Raw genomic sequence first — 20,464 nt, 5'->3', positions numbered from 1 at the left:
TCAGTACCTCACTCGCGGGTCGATGAGCGCCGCGACGACGTCGACGATGAAGTTGGTCACGGCCACGATCACGGCCAGGAGCGCCACGATGCCCTGCACGGCGACGAAGTCGCGCGCCGCCAGGTACTGCGCGAGCTGGAAGCCGAGGCCCCGCCACTCGAACGTGGTCTCCGTGAGGACCGCGCCGCCGAGCATGACGGCGATCTGGAGGCCCACGACCGTGATGATCGGGATGAGCGCCGGCTTCAGCGCGTGCCGCGTCGTGAGCCGGAACTCGCCGACACCGCGTGAGCGCGCCGCGTCGACGTACTCGGTGCCGAGCGTGGAGATCACGTTGGTGCGCACGAGCCGCAGGAAGATGCCGGCGGTGAGGAGGCCGAGCGCGAGCGCCGGGAGCACCGCGTGCTCGAGCACGTCGCTCACGGCCGTGGGGCTGCCGAGGCGGAGCGCGTCGATCAGGTAGATGCCGGTCGGGTTGTCCAGCCTCCCCAGCGCGACCTCGACGCGCGTGTCGGCGCGGCCGGAGAGCGGGAGGATCCCGAGCCAGACCGAGAAGACGAGCTTGAGCAGCAGGCCAGCGAAGAACACGGGCGTCGCGTAGGCGAGGATCGCGAGGATCCGCAGCACGGCGTCGGGCGTGCGGTCCTTGAAGTAGGCGGCGACGAGCCCGAGCGGGATGCCGATGACGAAGGCGACGATCAGCGAGTAGATGACGAGCTCGAGCGTGGCGGAGCCGTACTGCAGCAGCACCTCGCTGATGAGACGGTTGTCGGTGAGCGAGCGGCCGAAGTCCCCCGTCGCGATCTGCCCGAGGTACTCGAGGTACTGCACGATGATCGGCCGGTCGAACCCTGCGGTGGCCAGGCGCTCCTGGAGCTGCTCCGGGGTGAGGCGGTCACCTACGGCGGCGGAGATCGGGTCGCCCACGATGCGCATGAGGAAGAAGACCAGCGTCACGAGGATGAACACGGTCGGGATGATGAGCACGGCGCGGATGAGGATGTACTGGCCGAGCCCGATCCCCTGCTTCCGGGCCTTGGGCTGCTGCGCCCCGGGGGGCGCGGACGCGGGCATGGCGTCCGGGATGACGGTCACGGCGGGTGGGCCTTTCGGGTCGTCGTACGGGTGGTGCGCCTGGTCGGTGCCACGACGGGTGGCATGGGGATGGGGCGTCCCGCCGCAGCGGGACGCCCCATCCGTGGAGGTCGTCAGTCTAGGAGACGCCCTCCGCAGGGCTGCTAGCCCTTGCTGATCGGCGCGTAGCGGAACTTGAAGGAGGCGTCGAGCGTCACGCCCTCCACGTCCTTGCCGGCGACCGCGACCTGCGAGCCCTGGAGCAGGGGCAGGGTCGGCAGGTCGGCGGCGACGTCGTCCTGGATCTGGCCGATGATCTCGGCGCGCTTCGTGGAGTCGGACTCCGACAGCTGCTGCGTGATGAGGTCCGTCACGGTGGCGTTGTCGTAGTGGTTCTTCACGAACGACTGCGGGGAGAAGAACGGCGTCAGGTAGTTGTCCGCGTCCGAGTAGTCGGGGAACCAGCCGAGCTGGTACGCCGGGTACTCGTCGTTGACGCGGGCCTTGCTGTACTGGTCCCAGATCGTGGACTGCAGGTTGACCTGGAACAGGCCGGTCGCCTCGAGCTGCTGCTTGATGAGCGCGTACTCGTCGTCCGAGCCGGCGCCGTAGTGGTCCGGGTTGAACTGGAGCTGCAGCGCGACGGGCGTCTGCACGCCCGCGTCGGAGAGCACCTTCGCGGCCTTGTCCGCGTCGGGCCCGCCGTTGCCGTCGCCGTACATGCCCTTGAGGGCCTCGTTCGCGCCCGAGAGGCCGTCGGCCACGTAGGAGTAGAGCGGCGTGTAGGTGCCGTTGTAGACCTGGGTCGACAGCTCGTCGCGGTCGACGAGGTCGGCGGCCGCCTGGCGCACGGCGAGGGCCTTGGCCTCGTCGGCCTCGCCGGTGGTCTTGCCGAACGGCTGCGTGTTCAGGTTGAACGTGATGTAGCGGATCTCGCCGCCGGGTCCGTCGACGACCTTCACGGAGTCGTCCTTCTTGAGGTCCGCGATGTCGGTCGCGCCGAGCGAGCGGCCCGCGACGTCGATCTCGCCGTTCTGCACGGCGAGCTTCATCGTGGTCTCGTCCGCGTAGTAGCGCGCGGTCACGCCGCCGTTCGCGGGCTTCGGCAGGACGCCCTGGTAGTCGGCGTTCGGCGCGTAGGCGACGAGCTGGTTGAGCTGGAAGTCGGTGATGACGTACTGGCCCGCGAAGGCGTTCGCCGCGACGATGGCTGCCGGGTCGGCGAGCGCGTCGGCCGGGAAGACCTCCTCGTCGACGATGGGGCCGGCGGGGCTGGAGAGCACCTGCTCGAACGTCTGGTCGTTCGCGGTCTTGAGCGTGAAGACGACCGTGGTGTCGTCCGGAGCTGCCACGGACTCGACGTTGGCGAGCAGCGACGACGGGCCGTTGCCGTTGTCGGCGCCGTTGGCGGCGATGGTCGCGATGCGGTCGAACGTGAACTTGACGTCGCTCGCGGTGAGCGCGTGGCCGTTCGCGAACTTCAGGTCGGGCTTCAGCTTCACGGTGAAGTCGTTGGGCGAGGTGTACTCGCCGGAGACGGCGAGGTCGGGCTCGACGTCCGGGCTGCCGTACGGGCTGTTGAAGAGGAACGGGTAGACCTGGTTCTGCACCGCGAACGAGCCGTTGTCGTAGGAGCCGGCCGGGTCGAGCGAGATGACCTTGTCGGTCGTGCCGACGACGATGGATCCGCCGCCTGAGGCGCCGTCCTCGGCGAGCGGGTCGCCGGATCCGCCGGAGCAGCCGGCGAGGACGAGTGCCGCGGCGGAGAATCCGGCCGTGGCGAGCAGGACGCGTGAGCGCCGGGGGAATGCGGACGTCATGTTCCGAGTGCCTCTTTCATGAAGGGGATTCGCGCCCGCGCTTCGGGAAGACACGGACGCTGTGCTGTGCATGATTTCTAACACACGGGAAACAGCGGCCCGGACCCGGGGCACGCGCGGAGACGCTTCTTCACACGAATGAAACATGGTGAGCGCGCGTGAATCCGGTGCGGATCGCGGTCCGCCCGGCGGGATCCGTCCTATTCGCGGAGCGCGCGGCGCTCGGCCTCGACCTGCATGAGCTCGCGCTGGATCTCCTGGTAGCGCTCGCGATCGTGCGTCGCGTCCGTGCGCTGCAGCCGACCGATGAGGTCGGCCTTCCGTCGCAGCAGGTCACGCCCGACGAGCTCGGCCGTGACGCCCTTCACGTAGACGGCGAGCTTGTCGGCGTCGCCGCGGTTGGGCAGCGGGGCGACGCCGAGCTGCTTGACGAGCGTCGCGAACGACTCGGGCACCTCGAGCGCCACGCGCGAGAGCCAGTCGGCGCCGCCGAGGGCGTCCATGCTACCGATGACGCCGTCGCGGACGACCGCGAGGCTCTCGTTGACGAACGTGACCTGCGCGGCGCGCATCACGAGGTCGTTCCCGACGAGCTCCGGGTGCTGCAGCATCGCCATGAGGGCGTCGCGTTCGAGGCGGGTGGCGAGGTCCGTCGGCAGGTCCATGAGCGACATGGAGCGCGACGCGTCGCCTGCGCCGTCGTCGTCCGGGCCGTGCCCGCCCTGCGCGTGCCTGCCCTGCGGCGCGCCGCCGGAGCGGTCGGCCCCGTCGGCGGGCATGCTGCGGCCGGCGGTCTGGACGGCGCGGCCGACCTCGGTGAGGTCCATGCCGAGCCATCCCGCGAGCTCGCGCGCGTAGCCGGGGCGCAGCGACGGGTCGCGGATGTCGGCGACCACGGGCGCGGCGGCCCGGAGCGCGGCGACGCGGCCCTCGACGGTGTCGAGGTCGTGGTCGGCGAGGATCTGCTTGATCGCGAACTCGAACATGGGCTTCTTGCCCTGGATCATGCGGCGCACGGCGTCGTCGCCGCGCGTGAGGCGGAGGTCGCAGGGATCCAGCCCCTCGGGCCCGACCGCGACGTAGGTCTGGGCGGCGAACCGGCGCTCCTCGGAGAACGCGCGCATGGCCGCCTTCTGCCCGGCGGCGTCGGGGTCGAACGTGAAGACGACCTCGCCGAGGCCGCTGTCGTCGCCGAGCACGCGGCGGAGCACCTTGATGTGGTCGACGCCGAAGGAGGTGCCGCACGTGGCGACGGCCGTCGTGATCCCCGCGAGGTGGCACGCCATCACGTCGGTGTAGCCCTCGACCACGACGACCTGGCGGCCGCGGCTCACGTCGCGCTTGGCGAGGTCGAGCCCGTAGAGCACCGAGCTCTTGTGGTAGACGGGCGTCTCGGGGGTGTTGAGGTACTTCGGGCCCTTGTCGTCCTCGCGCAGGCGGCGCGCCCCGAAGCCGACGGTGGCGCCGGTGAGGTCGCGGATCGGCCAGACCAGCCGGCCGCGGAACCGGTCGTACGCGCCGCGGTCGCCCTGGCTGAGGAGGCCAGCGGTCACGAGCTCGGCCTCCGTGTAGCCCTTGGCCTTCAGGTGCGAGGACAGCGCATCCCAGCTCTGGGGGGCGAAGCCGACGCCGAAGCGCTGCGCCGCGCCCTGGTCGAAGCCGCGCTCCCCGAGGAAGCTGCGGCCGATCTCCGCCTCCTCGGATCCGAGCTGCTCGACGAAGAACTCCGCCGCGGCCTCGTTCGCGCCGAGGAGCCGCGAGCGGTTGCCCTGGTCGGTGGCGGCCTGGCCGTCCTCGTAGTGCAGCTGGTAGCCGATCCGCTGCGCCATGCGCTCCACAGCCTCGGCGAAGGTCACGTGGTCCATCCGCTGCAGGAACGTGTAGACGTCGCCGCCCTCGCCGCAGCCGAAGCAGTGGTAGAAGCCGACCTGGGGCCGCACGTGGAAGCTCGGGGTGCGCTCGTCGTGGAACGGGCAGAGGCCCTTGAGGGATCCGACGCCTGCGGACTTGAGGGTGACGTACTCCCCCACCACGTCGCCCAGGTTGACCCGGGAGCGGACCTCGTCGATGTCGCTCTTGCGGATCAGTGCCATCGGCTCATCCTACGTCCGGGGTCGCCGGCTTCTCCGGGCCTGATGCCGCGACCCGCGGGCATCAGAAGACGGGCCGCGCGCACAGGCGCTCATACCAGGCGATGGCCGACTGGTCGGTGAGGCTGGCGACCTGGTCGACGATGACGCGCTTGCGCGCGCGGTCGTCCGCGGCCTCGCGCCAGTCGCCCGCGAAGCCGGGGTCGAGCTCGTCGGCGCCGCGCGCGTGCAGCGCGTCCGCGAGGCCCGCGAGCACCTCGCGCTGGCGGGCGTAGATGGGCTGGCGCGTGTTCTTCGACATGACGAACGCCGCGACGATGCCCTTGAGCACGGCGATCTCCGCCTGGATCGCGCGGGGCACGACCACGTGCGCGCCGAAGCGGATGAGGCTGCGGTCGGTGTGGGTGGCACGGGTGAGCTGGGTCGCGGCGCCCGCGAACCGGCCGATGAGCTGGCTCGTGAGGTCCTTCAGCGCCGCCTGCGCGCCGCGGCCGCCGTCGTACTCGTCCACCCACACGTCGAGGGAGTCGAGCCGGTCGAAGGCCTGGATGAGCTCCTCGTGCGAGTGCGCCCCTCCGATCCACGCGACCATGGAATCGACGAGCTCTTCGTGGTCGACCCGCGCGCCGAGCGCGCGCACGTCCACGTAGCCGCCGACGATGGCGTCCTCGAAGTCGTGCACGGAGTAGGCGATGTCGTCGCTGAGGTCCATGACCTCGGCCTCGATGCAGCGGCGGCCCGTGGGCGCGCCCTCGCGCAGCCACTCGAACGCCGCCACGTCGTCGTCGTAGAAGCCGAACTTGCCGCGACCCGAGGGATCGGGCACCGACTGGGAGCTCGGCCACGGGTACTTGCAGCTCGCGTCGAGGCTGGCGCGCGTGAGGTTGAGGCCGTACGGACGCCCCTCCGGCCCGATGACCTTGGGCTCGAGCCGGGTGAGCAGGCGCAGCGTCTGCGCGTTGCCCTCGAAACCGCCGATGTCGGCGGCCCAGTCGTTGAGGGCCCGCTCGCCGTTGTGGCCGAAGGGCGGGTGGCCGATGTCGTGCGCGAGGCACGCGGTGTCGACCACGTCGGGATCCAGGTCGAGGCTGGAGGCGAGCTCCCGGCCGACCTGCGCCACCTCGAGGGAGTGCGTGAGGCGGTTGCGCGCGAAGTCGAGGCCGGCCATGGGGCTCAGCACCTGCGTCTTGGCGGCCAGACGGCGGAGCGCGCTGGAGTGCAGCAGGCGCGCCCGGTCGCGCGCGAAATCGCTCCGGCGCGACGAGTGCTGCTCGGGGAACCACCGCTCGGCGTCGGTCGCGCTGTACGCCGACCGCTCCTGCATGCTCTCAACCGCCACTGTTGTGGATCTCCCCGTCCGCGATCTCCATCGCATCCTGCGCGTCGATGTCGCGGCTCTCGAGCCAGCGGTCCGGCAGCGCCGTGCGCTTCATGCTGCCCTGGCGGCCGCGCGCGCCCTCGGCACCGGCACCGGGGTAGGGCTGCTCGCGATCGAGGGTGGCGAGCAGCCCGTCGATCTCGTCGAGCGAGGACGCCGAGGCGAGCGCGGCCCGCAGGTCGCCGCCGACGGGATACCCCTTGAAGTACCAGGCGACGTGCTTCCGGGCGTCGCGGCAGCCGCGCTCCTCGCTCTCGAAGAACTCGGCGAGGAGCTCCACATGGCGGCGGAACGTGTCGGCGACCTGGCCCTGCGACGGGTGCGCGCGGGGCGTGTCTGCCGGATCGAGCCCGGCGGCGCGCGCGTGGAACGCGGCGGCCAGGTCGCCGAAGAGCCAGGGGCGGCCGAGGCAGCCGCGGCCGACGACGACCCCGTCGGCGCCGGTCTCGTCCATCATGCGGATGGCGTCCTCCGCGGCCCAGATGTCGCCGTTGCCCAGCACGGGCACGCTCGCGATGGCCTGCTTGAGCGTCGCGATGGCGGACCAGTCGGCGTGCCCGCTGTAGTAGTCGGCGGCCGTGCGCGCGTGCAGCGCGATGGAGGCGACGCCCGCGCCCTCGGCGGCACGCCCCGCCTCGAGGTAGGTGAGGTGGTCGGCGTCGATGCCCTTGCGCATCTTGACCGTGAGGGGGATGTCGCCCGCGGCCTTCACGGCGCCCTCGACGATGTCGGTGAAGAGCCCGAGCTTCCACGGCAGGGCCGCTCCCCCGCCCTTGCGCGTGACCTTGGCGACGGGGCAGCCGAAGTTCAGGTCGATGTGGTCGGCGCGGTCCTCCGCGACGAGCATGGTGACGGCCTCGCGCACGGTCTTCGGATCCACCCCGTAGAGCTGGATGGAGCGCACCTTCTCCGACGGGTGGTGCGTGATGAGCCGCATGGACTCGGGAGTGCGCTCGACGAGCGCGCGGCTCGTGATCATCTCGCTGACGTAGAGGCCGGCGCCGAACTCGCGGCACAGGCGCCGGAACGCGGTGTTGGTGATGCCCGCCATGGGCGCGAGCACGACGGGCACGTCCAGTGGGATGCCGCCGATGCGGAGGGCGGGCTCGGCGGCGGGCGCGGTCGCGGGAGCACCGGGCGCGTCGGCCGCGGAGGGGACGGGGACGAGGGTCGGAGAGGACATGACGGCTCGATTCTCCCAGACGGGACGGCGGGCGGCGGACGCGGGACGGGATCCCCGCGGGGAGCAGGCGGCGGGCGCCTGGGGAGGGCGGGTCAGATGGCCCGACCGGCGTCGATCGCGTCGCGGACGCGCGCGAGGTCGGCGGCCGCGGAGGCGTCGGCGGTCGCGTCGGACGCGACGGCGGTGGCCCCGGGCACGAGGCACGCGTCGCCCTCGCAGACGGCGGCGTCCGCGGATCCGAGCATCGCGAGCAGGGGCGCCGCGACGGGCACCGCCCCGGTGGCGGGCGCCGCGCTCATCGCGTCGCCTCCTCGCCCGCGATGACTCGGACGGTGTCGCCGTCGCGCGCGGCCAGCGCCTCGCCGAGCGCGGAGGCGAACACCGTCGGGTCCTGCGCGCCGGAGATGCCGAAGCGCTCGTCGATCACGAAGAAGGGCACGCCCTGGATCCCGTACGCGACCGCCTGCGCCTGGTCGGCGCGCACGTCGTCGAGGTGGCGGTGCGTCTCGAGGGCCTCGCGCACCTCGTCGGCGTCAAGCCCGACCTCGACCGCGAGCTCGACGAGGTCGGGCACGCGGCCCACGTGGCGCCCCTCGGTGAAGTACGCCTTCAGCAGCCGCTCCACCATCTCGAGCTGCACGGCGCGCACGCGCGCGAGGTGCAGCAGCTCGTGGGCCAGCACCGTGTTGGTGTGCTGCAGCGCGTCGTAGTCGTAGGCGAGGCCCTCCGCGCCGGCGAGCCGGGTCATGTCCTCGAGCATCGTCGCGACGCGGTCGGCCGGGATGCCCTTGTGGCCCGCGAGGAAGTCGACCTCGGTGCCCTGGAAGTCGACCGGGGTGTCGGGCGCGAGCTCGAAGGAGCGGTAGGTGATCTCGATCTCCGGTGCACCGGGAGTCCGCGACTGGAAGGCGCGCGCCCCGGCCTCGAAGCGCCGCTTGCCGACGTAGCACCACGGGCACGCGATGTCCGACCAGACGTCGACGCGGATGGCGGGCAGGGCGGGGGCGGAGGAGTCGGTCACGGGTGGGCAACCGGTCGGGAAGGCGGGGCATTCCCGCGGTGTTGCCCGAGCATGGCCGACAGCTCCCCCTCCCCCGTCCCGTCCGGATCCGACGACGCCGCTCCTCAGGGCCGCGCCCGCGTGCTCGCCCACGCCGCGCGCCTCGGGATCGACGTCGAGGTCGTCGACCGCCCGGACGCCGGATCCCTCGAGGAGGCGGCCCGCGGCCTCGGCATCGCGCCGTCGCACCTCGTGAAGTCGCTCGTGGTCAAGCGCCACGACGGCGCCCTGCTCATCGCGCTCGTGCCCGGCGACCGGCAGATCAGCTGGGCGAAGCTGCGTGCGCTCGTGGGCGTCAACAAGCTCTCGATGCCCGCGCCCGAGGTCGCGCTCGAGGCGACCGGATACGAGCGCGGCACCATCACGCCGCTCGGCGCACACGGCGAGCTGCCCGTCTACGCGGACGAGCGGATCGCGGGTCGGCGGATCGGGATGGGCGGCGGCGAGCACGGCGTCTCGGCCCTGGTGGACGCGGACGCGCTCGTGGACGCGCTCGGCGCGACGGTCGGCGACATCACGGATGAGCTGACGATCCGCCGCCCCTGACCCCGCGCGAGCGGGACCTGGGACGGCGGATCGGCCGTGCGGGAGGAGCGGATCAGGCCCCGATGAGCTGCCCCGCGAGGTACCCCATGAGGTCGTCGAGCGGGATGCGCTCCTGCGCCATGGTGTCGCGCTCGCGCACGGTGACGGCGCGGTCGTCCAGGGTGTCGAAGTCGACCGTGACGCAGAACGGCGTGCCGATCTCGTCCTGCCGGCGGTAGCGGCGGCCGATGGCGCCCGCGTCGTCGAACTCGATGTTCCAGACCTTGCGCAGCTCCGCGGCGAGCTCGCGCGCGACCGGCGACAGCTTCTCGTTGCGAGACAGCGGCAGCACGGCGACCTTGACGGGCGCGAGGCGCCGGTCGAGGCGGAGGACCGTGCGCTTGTCGACGCCCCCCTTCGCGTTCGGGGCCTCGTCCTCGTGGTACGCGTCGACCAGGAACGCCATCATCGACCGGGTGAGGCCGGCCGCGGGCTCGATGACGTACGGGATCCAGCGCTCGTTCTTCGTCTGGTCGAAGTAGGAGAGGTCCTGGCCGGACGCCTCGGAGTGCGTGCGCAGGTCGTAGTCGGTGCGGTTCGCGATGCCCTCGAGCTCGCCCCACGCGCCGCCGGCGAAGCCGAAGCGGTACTCGATGTCGACCGTGCGGGTGGAGTAGTGCGACAGCTTCTCGGCCGGGTGCTCGAAGAGGCGCAGGTTCTCGGGGTCGATGCCGAGGTCGGTGTACCAGGCGTAGCGGGCGTCGATCCAGTACTGGTGCCACTCGGCGTCGGTTCCGGGCTCGACGAAGAACTCCATCTCCATCTGCTCGAACTCGCGCGTGCGGAAGATCCAGTTCTGCGGCGTGATCTCGTTGCGGAAGCTCTTGCCGATCTGGCCGATGCCGAACGGCGGCTTCTGGCGCGCGGCGCTCAGGACGTTCGCGAAGTTGACGAAGATGCCCTGCGCGGTCTCGGGGCGGAGGTAGTGCATGCCCTCCTGGTTGTCGACGGGGCCGAGGAAGGTCTTGAGGAGGCCCGAGAAGTTCTGCGGCTCGGTCCACGATCCGGGCTGGCCGGTGTCCGGGTCCTTGATGTCGGCGAGGCCGTTGACCGGCGGGTGGCCGTGCTTCGCCTCGTACGCCTCGAGGAGGTGGTCGGCGCGGTAGCGCTTGTGCGTGTGCAGCGACTCGACGAGCGGATCGCTGAAGACCTCGACGTGGCCGGACGCCTCCCACACGCGGCGGGGGAGGATCACCGAGGAGTCGAGGCCCACGACGTCGTCGCGGCCGTTGACCATCGTCTGCCACCACTGGCGCTTGATGTTCTCCTTCAGCGCCACGCCGAGCGGCCCGTAGTCCCACGCGGAGCGCGAGCCGCCGTAGATCTCACCCGCCTGGAAGACGAACCCGCGCCGCTTGGCGAGGTTGATGACCGGGTCGAGACGCGAGGGGGTTGCCACGTTTGCTCCTAGGTGGGGCCGGACTGGGTGCCCGGTCGGCGGACGGCGACCGGCCGGCGGATGCCGACGTCGCCGGGAAAGGCGGCCCCCAGTCTACGGGCGCTGCGCGCTCAGTCGTCGTCGCCCGCGGTCCGCCGGTGCGCGAGCTCGACGATGCGGACGGTCTCGAGGGAGTCGCGGGGGTCCACCGGCACGGGGCCGCGTCCGCGGACGGCGTCGGCCATGCGTGCGTAGAAGTCGGCGTAGCGGCCGCGCTCGGTGGGGATCCGCTCCCCCGCCGGATCGCCCGCCGCCTCCACGAGCGTGCCCCACTCGGCCTCGGGCGCCTCGCCGAAGCCCGGGTCGGTTGGCGACGCGCCGTCCTTGAGGAGCGGCTCCTGCGGATCCAGCCCGTGCACGGCGTACGCACCCGCGGTGCCGAGGACGCGGAAGCGGGGGCCGGCGAGCGCGGCGACGCGGCTGACGGTGATGTGCGACTGGACGCCCGACTCGTGCAGCAGCGAGTAGAAGGCGTCGTCGTCGCTCGCGGATCCGTCGCGCACGGTCGCGAGCTCGGCCGCGAAGTCGGCGACGGGTCCGAACAGCTCGAGCGCCTGGTCGATGAGGTGGCTGCCGAGGTCGTAGGAGATGCCCGCCGCGTCGGCCGGCGTCTCGCGGTCCTGCCAGCGGTCGCGGACGGGTCCGCCCCAGCGCTCGAACGTCGACTCGAAGCGGTGGACCTCGCCGAGGCGGCCCGACGCGACGAGCGCCGTCACGGTGAGGAAGTCGCCATCCCACCGCCGGTTCTGGAACACCGAGAACGGGACCCCGAGGGCCTCGGCGCGCTCGATGAGCATGAGCGCCTCGTCCACGGTCGCGACGAACGGCTTGTCCATCACGACGGCGAGGTGCGCGTCGAGCGCCTGGAGCCCCTGGCGGAGGTGCGCGGATGCGGGCGACGCGATGACGACCATGTCGAGCTCGGCGGATCGCGCGAAGAGCTCGTCCGCGGAGGCGACGACGTCGGCGCCGGGGTGGCGATCGCGGACCTGCGCGGCGCGGTCCGCGTCGGAGGTGGAGACGAGGGCGATGCGGTACTCGGGGCTCGCCTGGAGGAACGGCGCGTGGAAGACGCGGCCGGCGAGGCCGTAGCCGACGATCCCCACGCGGATGGGCACGTCGCCGCCCTCGGTGGAGGCGACGGGGGCGGACGGCTGGGGCGCGGTGTCGGGTGTGCTCACGTCCCGATGCTACTGAGCGGCGGTGTCGCGGTCGCCCTCGACCTCCGCGTCCGGATCCTCGGCGGACCCCACGTCCTCGTCGCCCGCGTGCGCGTCGACAGCGCCGCCGAACCGCCGGTCGCGGTGCACGTAGCTCTCGACGGCGTCCCACAGGTCCTTGCGGCGGAAGTCGGGCCACAGCCGGTCGAGGAACACCATCTCCGCGTACGCCGACTGCCAGAGCAGGAAGTTGCTCGTGCGCTGCTCCCCCGAGCTGCGGATGAACAGGTCGACGTCGGGCACGTCCGGCAGGTAGAGGTAGCGCTGGATCGTGCGCTCGTCGACGCGCGACGCCTTGAGCCGCCCCGCGTCCACGTCCTCGGCGATGCGCTTCACGGCGTCGCCGATCTCCGTCCGCCCGCCGTAGTTGATGCACATCGTGAGCGTCATCCCGGTGTTGTGCTTGGTCATCTCCTCCGCGACCTGGAGGTCGTCGATGACGCTGCGCCAGAGGCGGGGGCGGCGGCCGGCCCAGCGGATGCGGACGTTCCAGGCGTTCAGCTGGTCGCGGCGGCGGTGGATCACGTCGCGGTTGAAGCCCATGAGGAAGCGCACCTCGGCGGGCGAGCGCTTCCAGTTCTCGGTGGAGAACGCGTAGACGGACAGGTGCGTGGCGCCCAGCTGCACGGCGCCCGCGACGGTGTCGAACCAGGCCTCCTCGCCCGCCTGGTGCCCGGCGGTGCGGGGCAGGCCGCGCTGGTTGGCCCAGCGGCCGTTGCCGTCCATCACGACCGCGATGTGCTTCGGCACGAGGTCGGCGGGGATCGCGGGCGGCTGCTCGCCGGTCCAGTCGAGCGGCAGGTCGGTGCGGCCGGGGACCTCGGGGCGTCGGCTCATGGGGTCGTCTCCTGTGCTCGGGGGCGGTCGGCGGGGGTGGCGGGCATGGCGTCGGGCTCGGGCTCGGGCTCCGGGTCGCGCGGCGTCGCGCGCACGACGGACGCGGTCGCGGCGGCGAGGGCCGCGGCGGGATCCGGGTCGGCGCCGTCGATGTCGGGCGCGTCGAGCGGCACCGGCTGCTCGGTGGGCGGCAGCAGCTGTCGCGCGTCGCTGCGGTCGACGAGGCCGAGCGAGCGGATCCCCCGGTCGAGGTGCCACTGCGCGTACGCCGCGACCACGCCGCTCGCGCGCGCCTGCGATCGCAGCGTCGCGGCCTCGGCGTGCGGCCAGTCGCCCGTGAGGAGGGCCGAGAGCAGCGCGAGGGTGTCGGGGTCGAGCCGGGGGGATCCGGGCGGGGCGGCGGCATCCGCGACCACGCCGCCGAGCTGCACGACGAAGGCGGAGTGAGGCCCGGGCGCGCCCGTCACCGCGCAGTCCTGGAAGCTCGGCGCCCAGCCGGCCATCGACAGGCTGCGCAGCAGGTACGAGTCGAGCGTCAGGCTCGCGCCGTGCTCGCGGCGGCTGAGGGACCTGAGGGCGCCGACCAAGAGCAGGTACTGCTGGAGCGAGCCCTCGTCCTCCGTGACGCGGTCGGCGGTCTCGACCATCGCGCTGGCGGCCGTGTAGCTGCCGTAGTCGGCCGCGATGAGGGCGCCGTAGGAGGCGATGGACTCGGCCTGCGTGATGATGTCGAGCGTCCTGCCCTCGAAGAACTGCGCGTCGGCGACCATGAACGGCTCGAGCCGGGCGCCGAACTTCGACTGCGTGCGGCGCACGCCCTTGGCCACCGCGCGGATCTTGCCGTGCTGGCGCGAGAGCATCGTGACGATCCGGTCCGCCTCGCCCAGCTTGTGGGTGCGCAGGACGACGATCTCGTCACGGTAGAGGGGCACCCCTCGATTATCCGCCCCGCGCGCCGGCTCCCCCTCCGCCGCCGCGCGGGGCGGGCACGGTCCGCCCGGCGTCACGCGGCCGGGCGGGGCACCCGCGCTGTGCTATCAAGGGGAGGCCATGGATCCCGTCCCCCTCACCATCCCGCTCTGGGCGGACCTCCTGGCGGTCAGCATCGGCAGCCTGCAGGGCGCCATGTTCGCGGCGGGCTTCCGCGACCGCCGCCTCGACCTCCTCGGCGTCGCCATCATCGGCACGGCCACCGGCCTCGGCGGCGGGCTCCTCCGCGACGTGTTCCTCAACGTCACCCCGGCGGCGCTCTCCAGCAACTGGCTCATGCTCATCGCGGTCGCCGCGGCCCTCGGCGGCATGCTGCTCGAGCGGATCTTCACGCGCCTCGACGTCGTCATCACCGCCCTCGACGCCCTCACCATCGGCCTGTTCTGCGCCATCGGGACATCGAAGGCTCTGGCCGCGGGGGTGCCGGAGGTGCCCGCCGTCTTCATCGGCGTCGTCTCGGCTGTCGGCGGCTCGTTCGTGCGCGACCTCCTGCTCAACCTGCCCATCGCGATGATGCACGTGGGCTCGCTCTACGCGGTCGCCGCGGGTGTGGGCGCGGTCATCGTCGTCGTGCTCGCCGCGTTCGGCGTTCCCATGTGGGTCGCGGCCATCGTGTGCGTGGCGGTCACGGCCACCACGCGGCTCCTGGCGGTGCGCTTCGGCTGGAGCCTCCCGGAGCAGCGCGCGCTGAGCCGTCTGCGGTTCACGGCGCTGCGCCGGCCGCGTCCGCGGCGCTGATCCCGCGGGCGCGCGCGCATCCGCCGCCGCGCACGACGACGGCCGGGCGTCGCCGCCCGGCCGTCGTGATCGCGCGTCACGCGACAGGGGTCAGACCGCGGCCAGCTCCGGCTCGCGGACGGTGCGGCGGATCGCCCGGTTGACCCCGGAGACGATCGCCTCGAGCGACGCGGTCGAGCTGTCCTCGTCGATGCCGACGCCCCAGAGGCGCACGCCCTCGACCTCGAGCTCCACGTAGGACGCGGCCAGTGCGTCGCCGCTCGCGCTGAGCGCGTGCTCCACGTAGTCGAGGAGGCGCACGTCGACGCCCTGGTCGGCCAGCACCTGCAGGAACGCGGCGATCGGCCCGTTGCCGGACGCGGACGCCGCGCGCACCTCGTCGCCGTCGCGGAGCTCGACGTCGAGGGACACAGATCCGCCCATGTCGCTCGACGTGCGCGTGGAGGTCAGCTCGAAGCGGCCCCACTTCTCCTCGGCGCGGTCGAGCGGCGCGGGGAGGTACTCGTCCTGGAAGATCGACCAGATCTGCGCGCTCGTGACCTCGCCGCCCTCGGCGTCGGTCGTGGCCTGCACGACGCCGGAGAACTCGATCTGCAGGCGTCGCGGCAGGTCGAGCGAGTGGTCGGCCTTCAGCAGGTACGCGACGCCGCCCTTGCCCGACTGCGAGTTGACGCGGATGACGGCCTCGTAGGAGCGGCCGAGGTCCTGCGGGTCCACCGGCAGGTACGGCACGGCCCACGGGATCTCGTCCACCGTGACGCCCTGCGCGGCGGCGTCGACGGCCATGGCCTCGAACCCCTTCTTGATGGCGTCCTGGTGGGAACCGCTGAACGCCGTGTAGACGAGGTCGCCCGCCCAGGGGCTCCGCTCGGGCACGGCCAGCTGGTTGCAGTGCTCGGCCGTGCGCTTGATCCCGTCGAGGTCGCTGAAGTCGATCTCGGGGTCGATGCCCTGCGTGAACAGGTTGATCCCGAGCGCGACGAGGTCGACATTGCCGGTGCGCTCCCCGTTGCCGAAGAGGCACCCCTCGATGCGGTCGGCGCCGGCCATGTACCCGAGCTCCGCGGCGGCGACGGCCGTGCCGCGGTCGTTGTGCGGGTGCAGCGAGACGAGGACCTCGTCGCGGCGGTCGATGTGGCGGCACATCCACTCGATCGAGTCGGCGTAGACGTTCGGCGTCGCCATCTCGACGGTCGCGGGGAGGTTGAGGATGACCTTGCGCTCGGGGGTCGGGTCGAAGACCTCGACGACGCGGTTGCAGATCTCCGCCGCGAACTCGAGCTCGGTGCCCGTGTAGCTCTCGGGCGAGTACTCGTAGTAGACGTCGACCTCGGGGATCGTCTCCTCGTACCGCTTGCAGAGGCGCGCGCCCTCGAGCGCGATGTCGATGATGCCCTGCTTGTCGGTGCGGAACACGACGTCGCGCTGCAGCACGCTCGTCGAGTTGTAGAGGTGCACGATGGCCTGCTTCGCGCCGCGCAGCGACTCGTAGGTGCGGGCGATGAGGTGCTCGCGCGCCTGCGTGAGGACCTGGATGGTGACGTCGTCCGGGATCGCGTCGTCCTCGATGAGGCTGCGGACGAAGTCGAAGTCGGTCTGGCTCGCCGACGGGAAGCCGACCTCGATCTCCTTGTAGCCCATGCGCACCAGCAGGTCGAACATGATCCGCTTGCGCTCGGGGCTCATCGGGTCGATGAGCGCCTGGTTGCCGTCGCGGAGGTCGACCGCGCACCAGCGCGGCGCCTCGGTGATCCGGCGGGCGGGCCAGGTGCGGTCGGGCAGGTCGACGGCGATCTGCTCGTGGTACGGGCGGTACTTGTGGACGGGCATCCCGCTGGGGGTCTGCGTGCTCTTCATGGACTTCTCCTCGTCGTCGTCGGGTCAGCCGTGACGGGACTCCGCGACGAGGAGGGCCGGATCAGGCCTCGCCGCGGCGACTAAGGAGGAGGCGGCCGGACTGCATGCGACCACGGTACACCGGCGCCGCGTGGCTCCGCACCCGCGGCGGCCGACGGACGGCGCTCACCGCGCGGAGCGGAGCACGCGCGTCAGGTCGCGCACCGACGTCGACGGCAGGTACGCGCGCGTGAGCGCGAGGCCCACGGTCGGCAGGGCGGTCGCGTCCGGGTAGGCCATGATCAGCGGCACGAGCTCGGGCTGGAACTTGCGCTTGAACTCCAGCAGCGACCGGAAGCCGTAGACCGGCTCCAGCGAGTCGGCGAGGAACTCGAGGATCCGCTCGACCGCGCTCTCCTGCGGCTCCGCGCCGGTGCCGGCGTCCGCCTGCCCGCCGGAGGCCGAGGCCGAGGTCGAAGCCGCCCGCGTCTGCGCGAGCGGCGCGGCGGACAGGCTCATGAACTCGATGCCGTCCTCCTTCATCCGCATGGCCGAGCGGGCGATGAGGAACTCCATCACGCCGTTGATCCCGTCGGGGCGGCGGCGCATGAAGTCGAGCGTCCAGCCGATCACCTCGCCGTCACGCCAGGTCGGCAGCCAGCTCGTGGCGGCCTGGACGTGGTCGTCCGCGTCGATCGCGAGCATCAGCCGCACGGCGGGATCCCGGAGCTCCTCCACGCCGCCGAGGGTGAAGCCCATCTCGGGCAGCTCCTTCTCCGCGACCCACTCCTCGGACATCTGCTCGATCTGGCTGGCCCAGGCGAGGGGCAGCTCCGCCCAGGTGGTCCACTCCGCCCGGATGCCCGCGCGATCCGCCCGGTTGATGGACGTGCGCACGTCCTGCCACTTCTTGCCCGTGGTCTGCCACGTGCCCGGGCGGACGACGGTCTCCTCGGCGACGACCAGCGTCTCCCAGCCCATCTCGCGGAAAAGCGGCGTCATCGACGCGGGGACGCTGTAGAAGACGGGCGTCCACCCGTTGTCGTCGGCGAAGCGCGCGAACTGGCCGAGGACGTCGCGGAGGGCGCGGTCGTCCTCGGGCGGTCCGAGCGGCGCGGCCGTGGTGATCGCGACGCTGCCGACCACGCGGTAGGCGACGACCGTCTGCCCGTCCGCCGCGATCCAGTACGAGTTGCCCGGCCACGTCGCCATGTGGGACAGCGAGCCGATCGCCCCGCGGCGGAGGGCAGGCGTGACGCGGGCCTGCGCCCGGGGCACGGCCGCGATGCGGACGTCGGCGATGGCGCGCAGGCTCGCGATCACCAGGATGATCCAGAAGGCCGGCCCGACACCGCGGTAGACGACGTCGGTGATCGGGTCGGTCGGCAGGAAGTCGAGCGACTCGCCGCGGAGGAACGACGCCGGGATGAAGCGGTCGGGCGCCTCGGCCAGCAGGTCGTTGAGGTCCACCGGCCGCGTGAAGGCGTCGGAGAGCGCGAGCCCCGTGGCCACGAACAGCGCCATGAGGCCGGCCAGGGCGACGCCCGTCGTCACGAGGAAGCGCCGGATCGCGGGGGCCGTCGAGAGGATGGTGAAGTGCCGGCGCAGGAGCACGAGGATGATGGCGCTGCCGAGCGGCAGCGCCACCGACGCGACGAGCGCGGCCACCGCCTCCGGGTGCGCGGACGGGGACGCGGACAGGCGCGGCGACACCATGTCGCGGTGCACCAGCATCCCGAACGCGTAGGCGGAGAGCACGGCGAGCAGCACGTTGACGCTGACGGCCAGCCACACGGCGAAGCGACGCCCGCGCGCCAGGCCGTACGCGGCGACCAGCAGGGCGAGCAGCGGCGCCACCGACAGGAGGATGGGACCCACACCGCCGCCGATGCGCGCCAGCATGATCTCCTGCAGGCAGTCGTGCGTGAAGTCGCTCGACAGGCAGCGGGTGGAGATCGCGTCGCCCGGCACCCGGTCGTCGACGAACAGCAGCGCGATGGGGGCGAGCGGGCCGTAGCGGCTGCGGGACAGCAGGGCGATCGCGGGGCCGGTGCCGAGGATCGCCACGACCGCCGCGAGGATCACGCGCACCTCGTGGTGGGAGCTGCGCTGCCACAGGGCTCCCCCGGCCGGCCGGTGCAGCAGCGCGCCGACGACGCCGCCGACCAGGATCGCGAGGAGCCGGTAGAGGTCGCTCGGCTGGCCCGAGTAGAGCAGGAACACGAGCACCACGACGACGAGCACCACCCGGATGCGCCGCCGCCACAGGACGCCTGCCCACGCGCTCGAGAGCGCGAGCACGCCTGCGACCGCCGTGAGCGGATCCGCCGTCGCGATGCCGCGGACGCCGTGCGACCACAGCTCGCCGTCCACGAGCCCCAGCGCCTGGACGGCGATGCCGAGGAGAGAGCCGACGGTGCCGGTGAGCACGAACCCGAGGAGCGTGCGCCACCAGCCCATGAGGTGCTCCGCGACGCCGACGAGCACCAGCACGGCGAGGAGCGAGACGACGAGCTCCACGGGGCCGTCGGTGAGGAAGGCCGCCGTGGCGGTGGTCCACCAGTGGCCGCGCTCGACGACCGCCACGTATCCGGTAGCCAGCTCGTGGTGGACGACCCGCCGCCACGTCGCGGAGACGGCGGGCAGCACGGCGAGCAGGAGGATGAGCGCGGCGATGCCGAGGGTCACGGGCTGGGCGACGAGTCGCGACAGGAGGGCGCGGGCGGCGCCCTGCAGCGTGAGGATGCGGGGGCGCGCGGTCACGGGGTGAGCCCCAGCCGCGTGCTGAGCGCCGGGACGATGTCGTGGACGCACGTGTTGACGGCGCCCCAGTCGTGGGCGCGTCCGGCCGCCGTGCTCATACTCGTGTCCATCCCCGCCGCCTTCGCCGCCGCCTCGACCTGCTCCACCTCGGGACGGTACTGCTGGTCGACCTCGCCCACGCAGAAGAACGCCGCGGTGTCGGGATAGGGCGCACGGGATTCCATGATCGCCGCGGGGAATGCCGCCGCGTACCTCGCCTGCGATCCGCCGAACGCGGCGGCGACGGTGTCGCCTCCGCGTGTCGGGGCGACCTCGCCCGAGATGTCGACGATGGTCCCGAAGAGGTCCGGGCGTGCCGAGCCGATCTGCGCGGCGCAGGTGCCGCCCTGGGAGAAGCCGAGGATCGCCCAGTGGTCGGCGCCGGAGAGGACGCGGAGGTGGGCGGTGATCCAGGCCGGCACGTCGGCCGTGAGGTACGTCGACGTGTTGCCGAGCGGGGAGTCCACGCACATGGGGTTCGCGTCCTGGGCGCCGAGCTGGTCCGGGATGACCACGATGGGCGCCAGGCCGCCGTTCTCGGCGGCGTACTTGTCGAGGACCGTGTCCACCCGCCCGGATGCGATCAGGTCGAGCGGGGAACCGGGCTGGCCGGACATGGCCACGACGACGGGCAGGTCGGGCGCGTCGGACACCAGCGCGGCCGGGGGCAGGTACACGAGGGCGTCGCGCGCGACGAAGCCCGACTGGGTCCCCGGGATGGTGACGCTGCCGACGCGGCCGCGGGAGGGCAGGTTCTCCGACGCCCGCCAGGTCTCCGAGACCGGCGTCGTGGAGTCCGTGCCGTCCGAGGGGCCCGCGGCATCGGGGGCGGGGAGGGTGGAGACGTCGAGCGGGCTGATCCGCGAGATGCCGAACGCGGCCGCGATGTTGGGGTACTCCTGGAGATCGGCGTTGATCCCGATCGCGGCGGCGAAGACGACGAGCGGGGCGATCAGCACCGCGAGCCCGGTGTGCAGCATGCGCAGCCGGCGGGGTGGCGCGCCGTGGCCGCCGACGCCCGTGACGGCGCTCCGGCTCCGGGCGACCACGACCGCGGCCACGCCGAGCCCCAGCCCGCCGAGCGCCGTCCAGACGCGCGTGGGGACCGAGAGGATCACCCCGAAGAGGTCGAGGAGGTCGCCGAGGACCCACGCGAGGGCGAGGCCGGCGAGTGCTCCGACGAACGCGCCGATCAGGATCGCGACCGCTGACCTGGTCGGCGACGCAGCGCGCGCCCCGGTCCGCATCCGGGCCCGCCGCGCGACGAGGAGCAGGAGGGCGAGGGCCACGAGCGGGAGCACCGTCGACGCGGTCACGAACGAGGCCGAGATGATCGGGAGGTCGGCGAGATCGTGGAGCAAGGTGGTCCTCTGGGGCGGGAACGAAGGCGGTCGAATCTAGCCCACGCGATCC

At 72.4% G+C, this 20,464-nt stretch carries 15 protein-coding genes and 1 pseudogene; 2 read left to right on the top strand and 14 right to left on the bottom strand.

Going from position 1 to position 20,464, the window contains the following annotated elements; genetic code table 11:
* The 7 genes from FGD68_RS10345 to FGD68_RS10315 form a co-directional block, all read right to left on the bottom strand.
* Positions 1 to 1,074 (bottom strand): ABC transporter permease, encoded by a 1,074-nt coding sequence (locus FGD68_RS10345; RefSeq protein WP_237609999.1) that lies wholly within the window; start codon positions 1,072 to 1,074, stop codon positions 1 to 3.
* Positions 1,075 to 1,238: 164 nt separating this feature from the next.
* On the bottom strand, positions 1,239 to 2,894 hold the full coding sequence (locus FGD68_RS10340) for an ABC transporter substrate-binding protein (RefSeq protein ID WP_104234641.1): 1,656 nt from the start codon (positions 2,892 to 2,894) through the stop codon (positions 1,239 to 1,241).
* 200 nt (positions 2,895 to 3,094) lie between these two features.
* Positions 3,095 to 4,987 carry a DNA primase gene (dnaG, locus tag FGD68_RS10335; RefSeq protein ID WP_237609426.1) on the bottom strand — a complete coding sequence of 631 codons (1,893 nt, stop codon included), beginning with the start codon at positions 4,985 to 4,987 and terminating at the stop codon, positions 3,095 to 3,097.
* Positions 4,988 to 5,048: 61 nt separating this feature from the next.
* Positions 5,049 to 6,308, bottom strand: a complete 1,260-nt coding sequence (locus FGD68_RS10330) for a deoxyguanosinetriphosphate triphosphohydrolase (RefSeq protein ID WP_104234900.1) — start codon at positions 6,306 to 6,308, stop codon at positions 5,049 to 5,051.
* Positions 6,309 to 6,312: 4 nt separating this feature from the next.
* On the bottom strand, positions 6,313 to 7,545 hold the full coding sequence (dusB, locus tag FGD68_RS10325) for a tRNA dihydrouridine synthase DusB (RefSeq protein WP_119373522.1): 1,233 nt from the start codon (positions 7,543 to 7,545) through the stop codon (positions 6,313 to 6,315).
* 92 nt (positions 7,546 to 7,637) lie between these two features.
* Positions 7,638 to 7,844, bottom strand: coding sequence for a hypothetical protein (locus FGD68_RS10320; RefSeq protein ID WP_237609425.1), 207 nt, complete (start codon positions 7,842 to 7,844; stop codon positions 7,638 to 7,640).
* The gene (locus FGD68_RS10315; RefSeq protein ID WP_237609424.1) at positions 7,841 to 8,566 is read right to left on the bottom strand and encodes a DsbA family oxidoreductase; all 726 of its coding nucleotides are present in this window, start codon (positions 8,564 to 8,566) and stop codon (positions 7,841 to 7,843) included. The genes FGD68_RS10320 and FGD68_RS10315 overlap by 4 nt, the downstream gene beginning before the upstream one ends.
* 51 nt (positions 8,567 to 8,617) lie before the next feature.
* On the opposite strand from FGD68_RS10315, the gene FGD68_RS10310 reads away from it, so the two are divergent.
* Positions 8,618 to 9,151 (top strand): aminoacyl-tRNA deacylase, encoded by a 534-nt coding sequence (locus FGD68_RS10310; protein WP_182480945.1) that lies wholly within the window; start codon positions 8,618 to 8,620, stop codon positions 9,149 to 9,151.
* A gap of 52 nt (positions 9,152 to 9,203) precedes the next feature.
* Here the strand turns inward: FGD68_RS10310 and FGD68_RS10305 are convergent, their stop codons facing one another.
* The 4 genes and pseudogenes from FGD68_RS10305 to recO form a co-directional block, all read right to left on the bottom strand.
* On the bottom strand, positions 9,204 to 10,589 hold the full coding sequence (locus FGD68_RS10305) for a glycine--tRNA ligase (RefSeq protein ID WP_104234636.1): 1,386 nt from the start codon (positions 10,587 to 10,589) through the stop codon (positions 9,204 to 9,206).
* Positions 10,590 to 10,699: 110 nt separating this feature from the next.
* On the bottom strand, positions 10,700 to 11,809 hold the full coding sequence (locus tag FGD68_RS10300) for a Gfo/Idh/MocA family protein (RefSeq protein ID WP_119373417.1): 1,110 nt from the start codon (positions 11,807 to 11,809) through the stop codon (positions 10,700 to 10,702).
* A 9-nt stretch (positions 11,810 to 11,818) separates the two neighbouring features.
* Positions 11,819 to 12,685: an isoprenyl transferase gene (locus tag FGD68_RS10295; RefSeq protein WP_119373418.1), complete on the bottom strand. Its 867-nt coding sequence runs from the start codon at positions 12,683 to 12,685 to the stop codon at positions 11,819 to 11,821.
* Positions 12,686 to 12,903: 218 nt separating this feature from the next.
* Positions 12,904 to 13,617 (bottom strand): annotated as a pseudogene (gene recO / locus FGD68_RS10290) (DNA repair protein RecO); the annotation flags it as partial.
* Between the two features lie 118 nt (positions 13,618 to 13,735).
* Between recO and FGD68_RS10285 the strand changes: the two are divergent.
* Positions 13,736 to 14,413, top strand: coding sequence for a trimeric intracellular cation channel family protein (locus tag FGD68_RS10285; RefSeq protein WP_104236769.1), 678 nt, complete (start codon positions 13,736 to 13,738; stop codon positions 14,411 to 14,413).
* A gap of 90 nt (positions 14,414 to 14,503) precedes the next feature.
* Here the strand turns inward: FGD68_RS10285 and leuA are convergent, their stop codons facing one another.
* The 3 genes from leuA to FGD68_RS10270 all read right to left on the bottom strand — a co-directional run bounded on the left by leuA (position 14,504) and on the right by FGD68_RS10270 (position 20,412).
* Positions 14,504 to 16,270: a 2-isopropylmalate synthase gene (gene leuA, locus FGD68_RS10280; RefSeq protein ID WP_104236770.1), complete on the bottom strand. Its 1,767-nt coding sequence runs from the start codon at positions 16,268 to 16,270 to the stop codon at positions 14,504 to 14,506.
* Between the two features lie 165 nt (positions 16,271 to 16,435).
* Positions 16,436 to 19,012 carry a bifunctional lysylphosphatidylglycerol flippase/synthetase MprF gene (locus FGD68_RS10275; RefSeq protein ID WP_119373093.1) on the bottom strand — a complete coding sequence of 859 codons (2,577 nt, stop codon included), beginning with the start codon at positions 19,010 to 19,012 and terminating at the stop codon, positions 16,436 to 16,438.
* Positions 19,009 to 20,412 (bottom strand): alpha/beta hydrolase, encoded by a 1,404-nt coding sequence (locus tag FGD68_RS10270; protein WP_104236772.1) that lies wholly within the window; start codon positions 20,410 to 20,412, stop codon positions 19,009 to 19,011. Before FGD68_RS10270 ends, FGD68_RS10275 begins: the two co-directional genes overlap by 4 nt.
* Positions 20,413 to 20,464: the final 52 nt, after the last annotated feature.

The sequence above is a fragment of the Clavibacter californiensis genome, assembly GCF_021952865.1.
Classification (GTDB): Bacteria; Actinomycetota; Actinomycetes; order Actinomycetales; family Microbacteriaceae; genus Clavibacter; species Clavibacter californiensis.
The sequence above is the reverse complement of the archived record's forward strand: the minus strand, read 5'-3'. Positions and strand labels throughout refer to the sequence as shown.

Excerpts from the sequence above, each read along its gene's own strand:
- FGD68_RS10285 (WP_104236769.1), top strand. The coding sequence starts at position 13,736 with ATGGATCCCGTCCCCCTCACCATCCCGCTCTGGGCGGACCTCCTGGCG.
- dnaG (WP_237609426.1), bottom strand. The coding sequence starts at position 4,987 with ATGGCACTGATCCGCAAGAGCGACATCGACGAGGTCCGCTCCCGGGTC.
- FGD68_RS10320 (WP_237609425.1), bottom strand. The coding sequence starts at position 7,844 with ATGAGCGCGGCGCCCGCCACCGGGGCGGTGCCCGTCGCGGCGCCCCTG.
- dusB (WP_119373522.1), bottom strand. The coding sequence starts at position 7,545 with ATGTCCTCTCCGACCCTCGTCCCCGTCCCCTCCGCGGCCGACGCGCCC.
- FGD68_RS10310 (WP_182480945.1), top strand. The coding sequence starts at position 8,618 with ATGGCCGACAGCTCCCCCTCCCCCGTCCCGTCCGGATCCGACGACGCC.
- FGD68_RS10330 (WP_104234900.1), bottom strand. The coding sequence starts at position 6,308 with ATGCAGGAGCGGTCGGCGTACAGCGCGACCGACGCCGAGCGGTGGTTC.
- FGD68_RS10340 (WP_104234641.1), bottom strand. The coding sequence starts at position 2,894 with ATGACGTCCGCATTCCCCCGGCGCTCACGCGTCCTGCTCGCCACGGCC.
- leuA (WP_104236770.1), bottom strand. The coding sequence starts at position 16,270 with ATGAAGAGCACGCAGACCCCCAGCGGGATGCCCGTCCACAAGTACCGC.
- FGD68_RS10345 (WP_237609999.1), bottom strand. The coding sequence starts at position 1,074 with ATGCCCGCGTCCGCGCCCCCCGGGGCGCAGCAGCCCAAGGCCCGGAAG.
- FGD68_RS10295 (WP_119373418.1), bottom strand. The coding sequence starts at position 12,685 with ATGAGCCGACGCCCCGAGGTCCCCGGCCGCACCGACCTGCCGCTCGAC.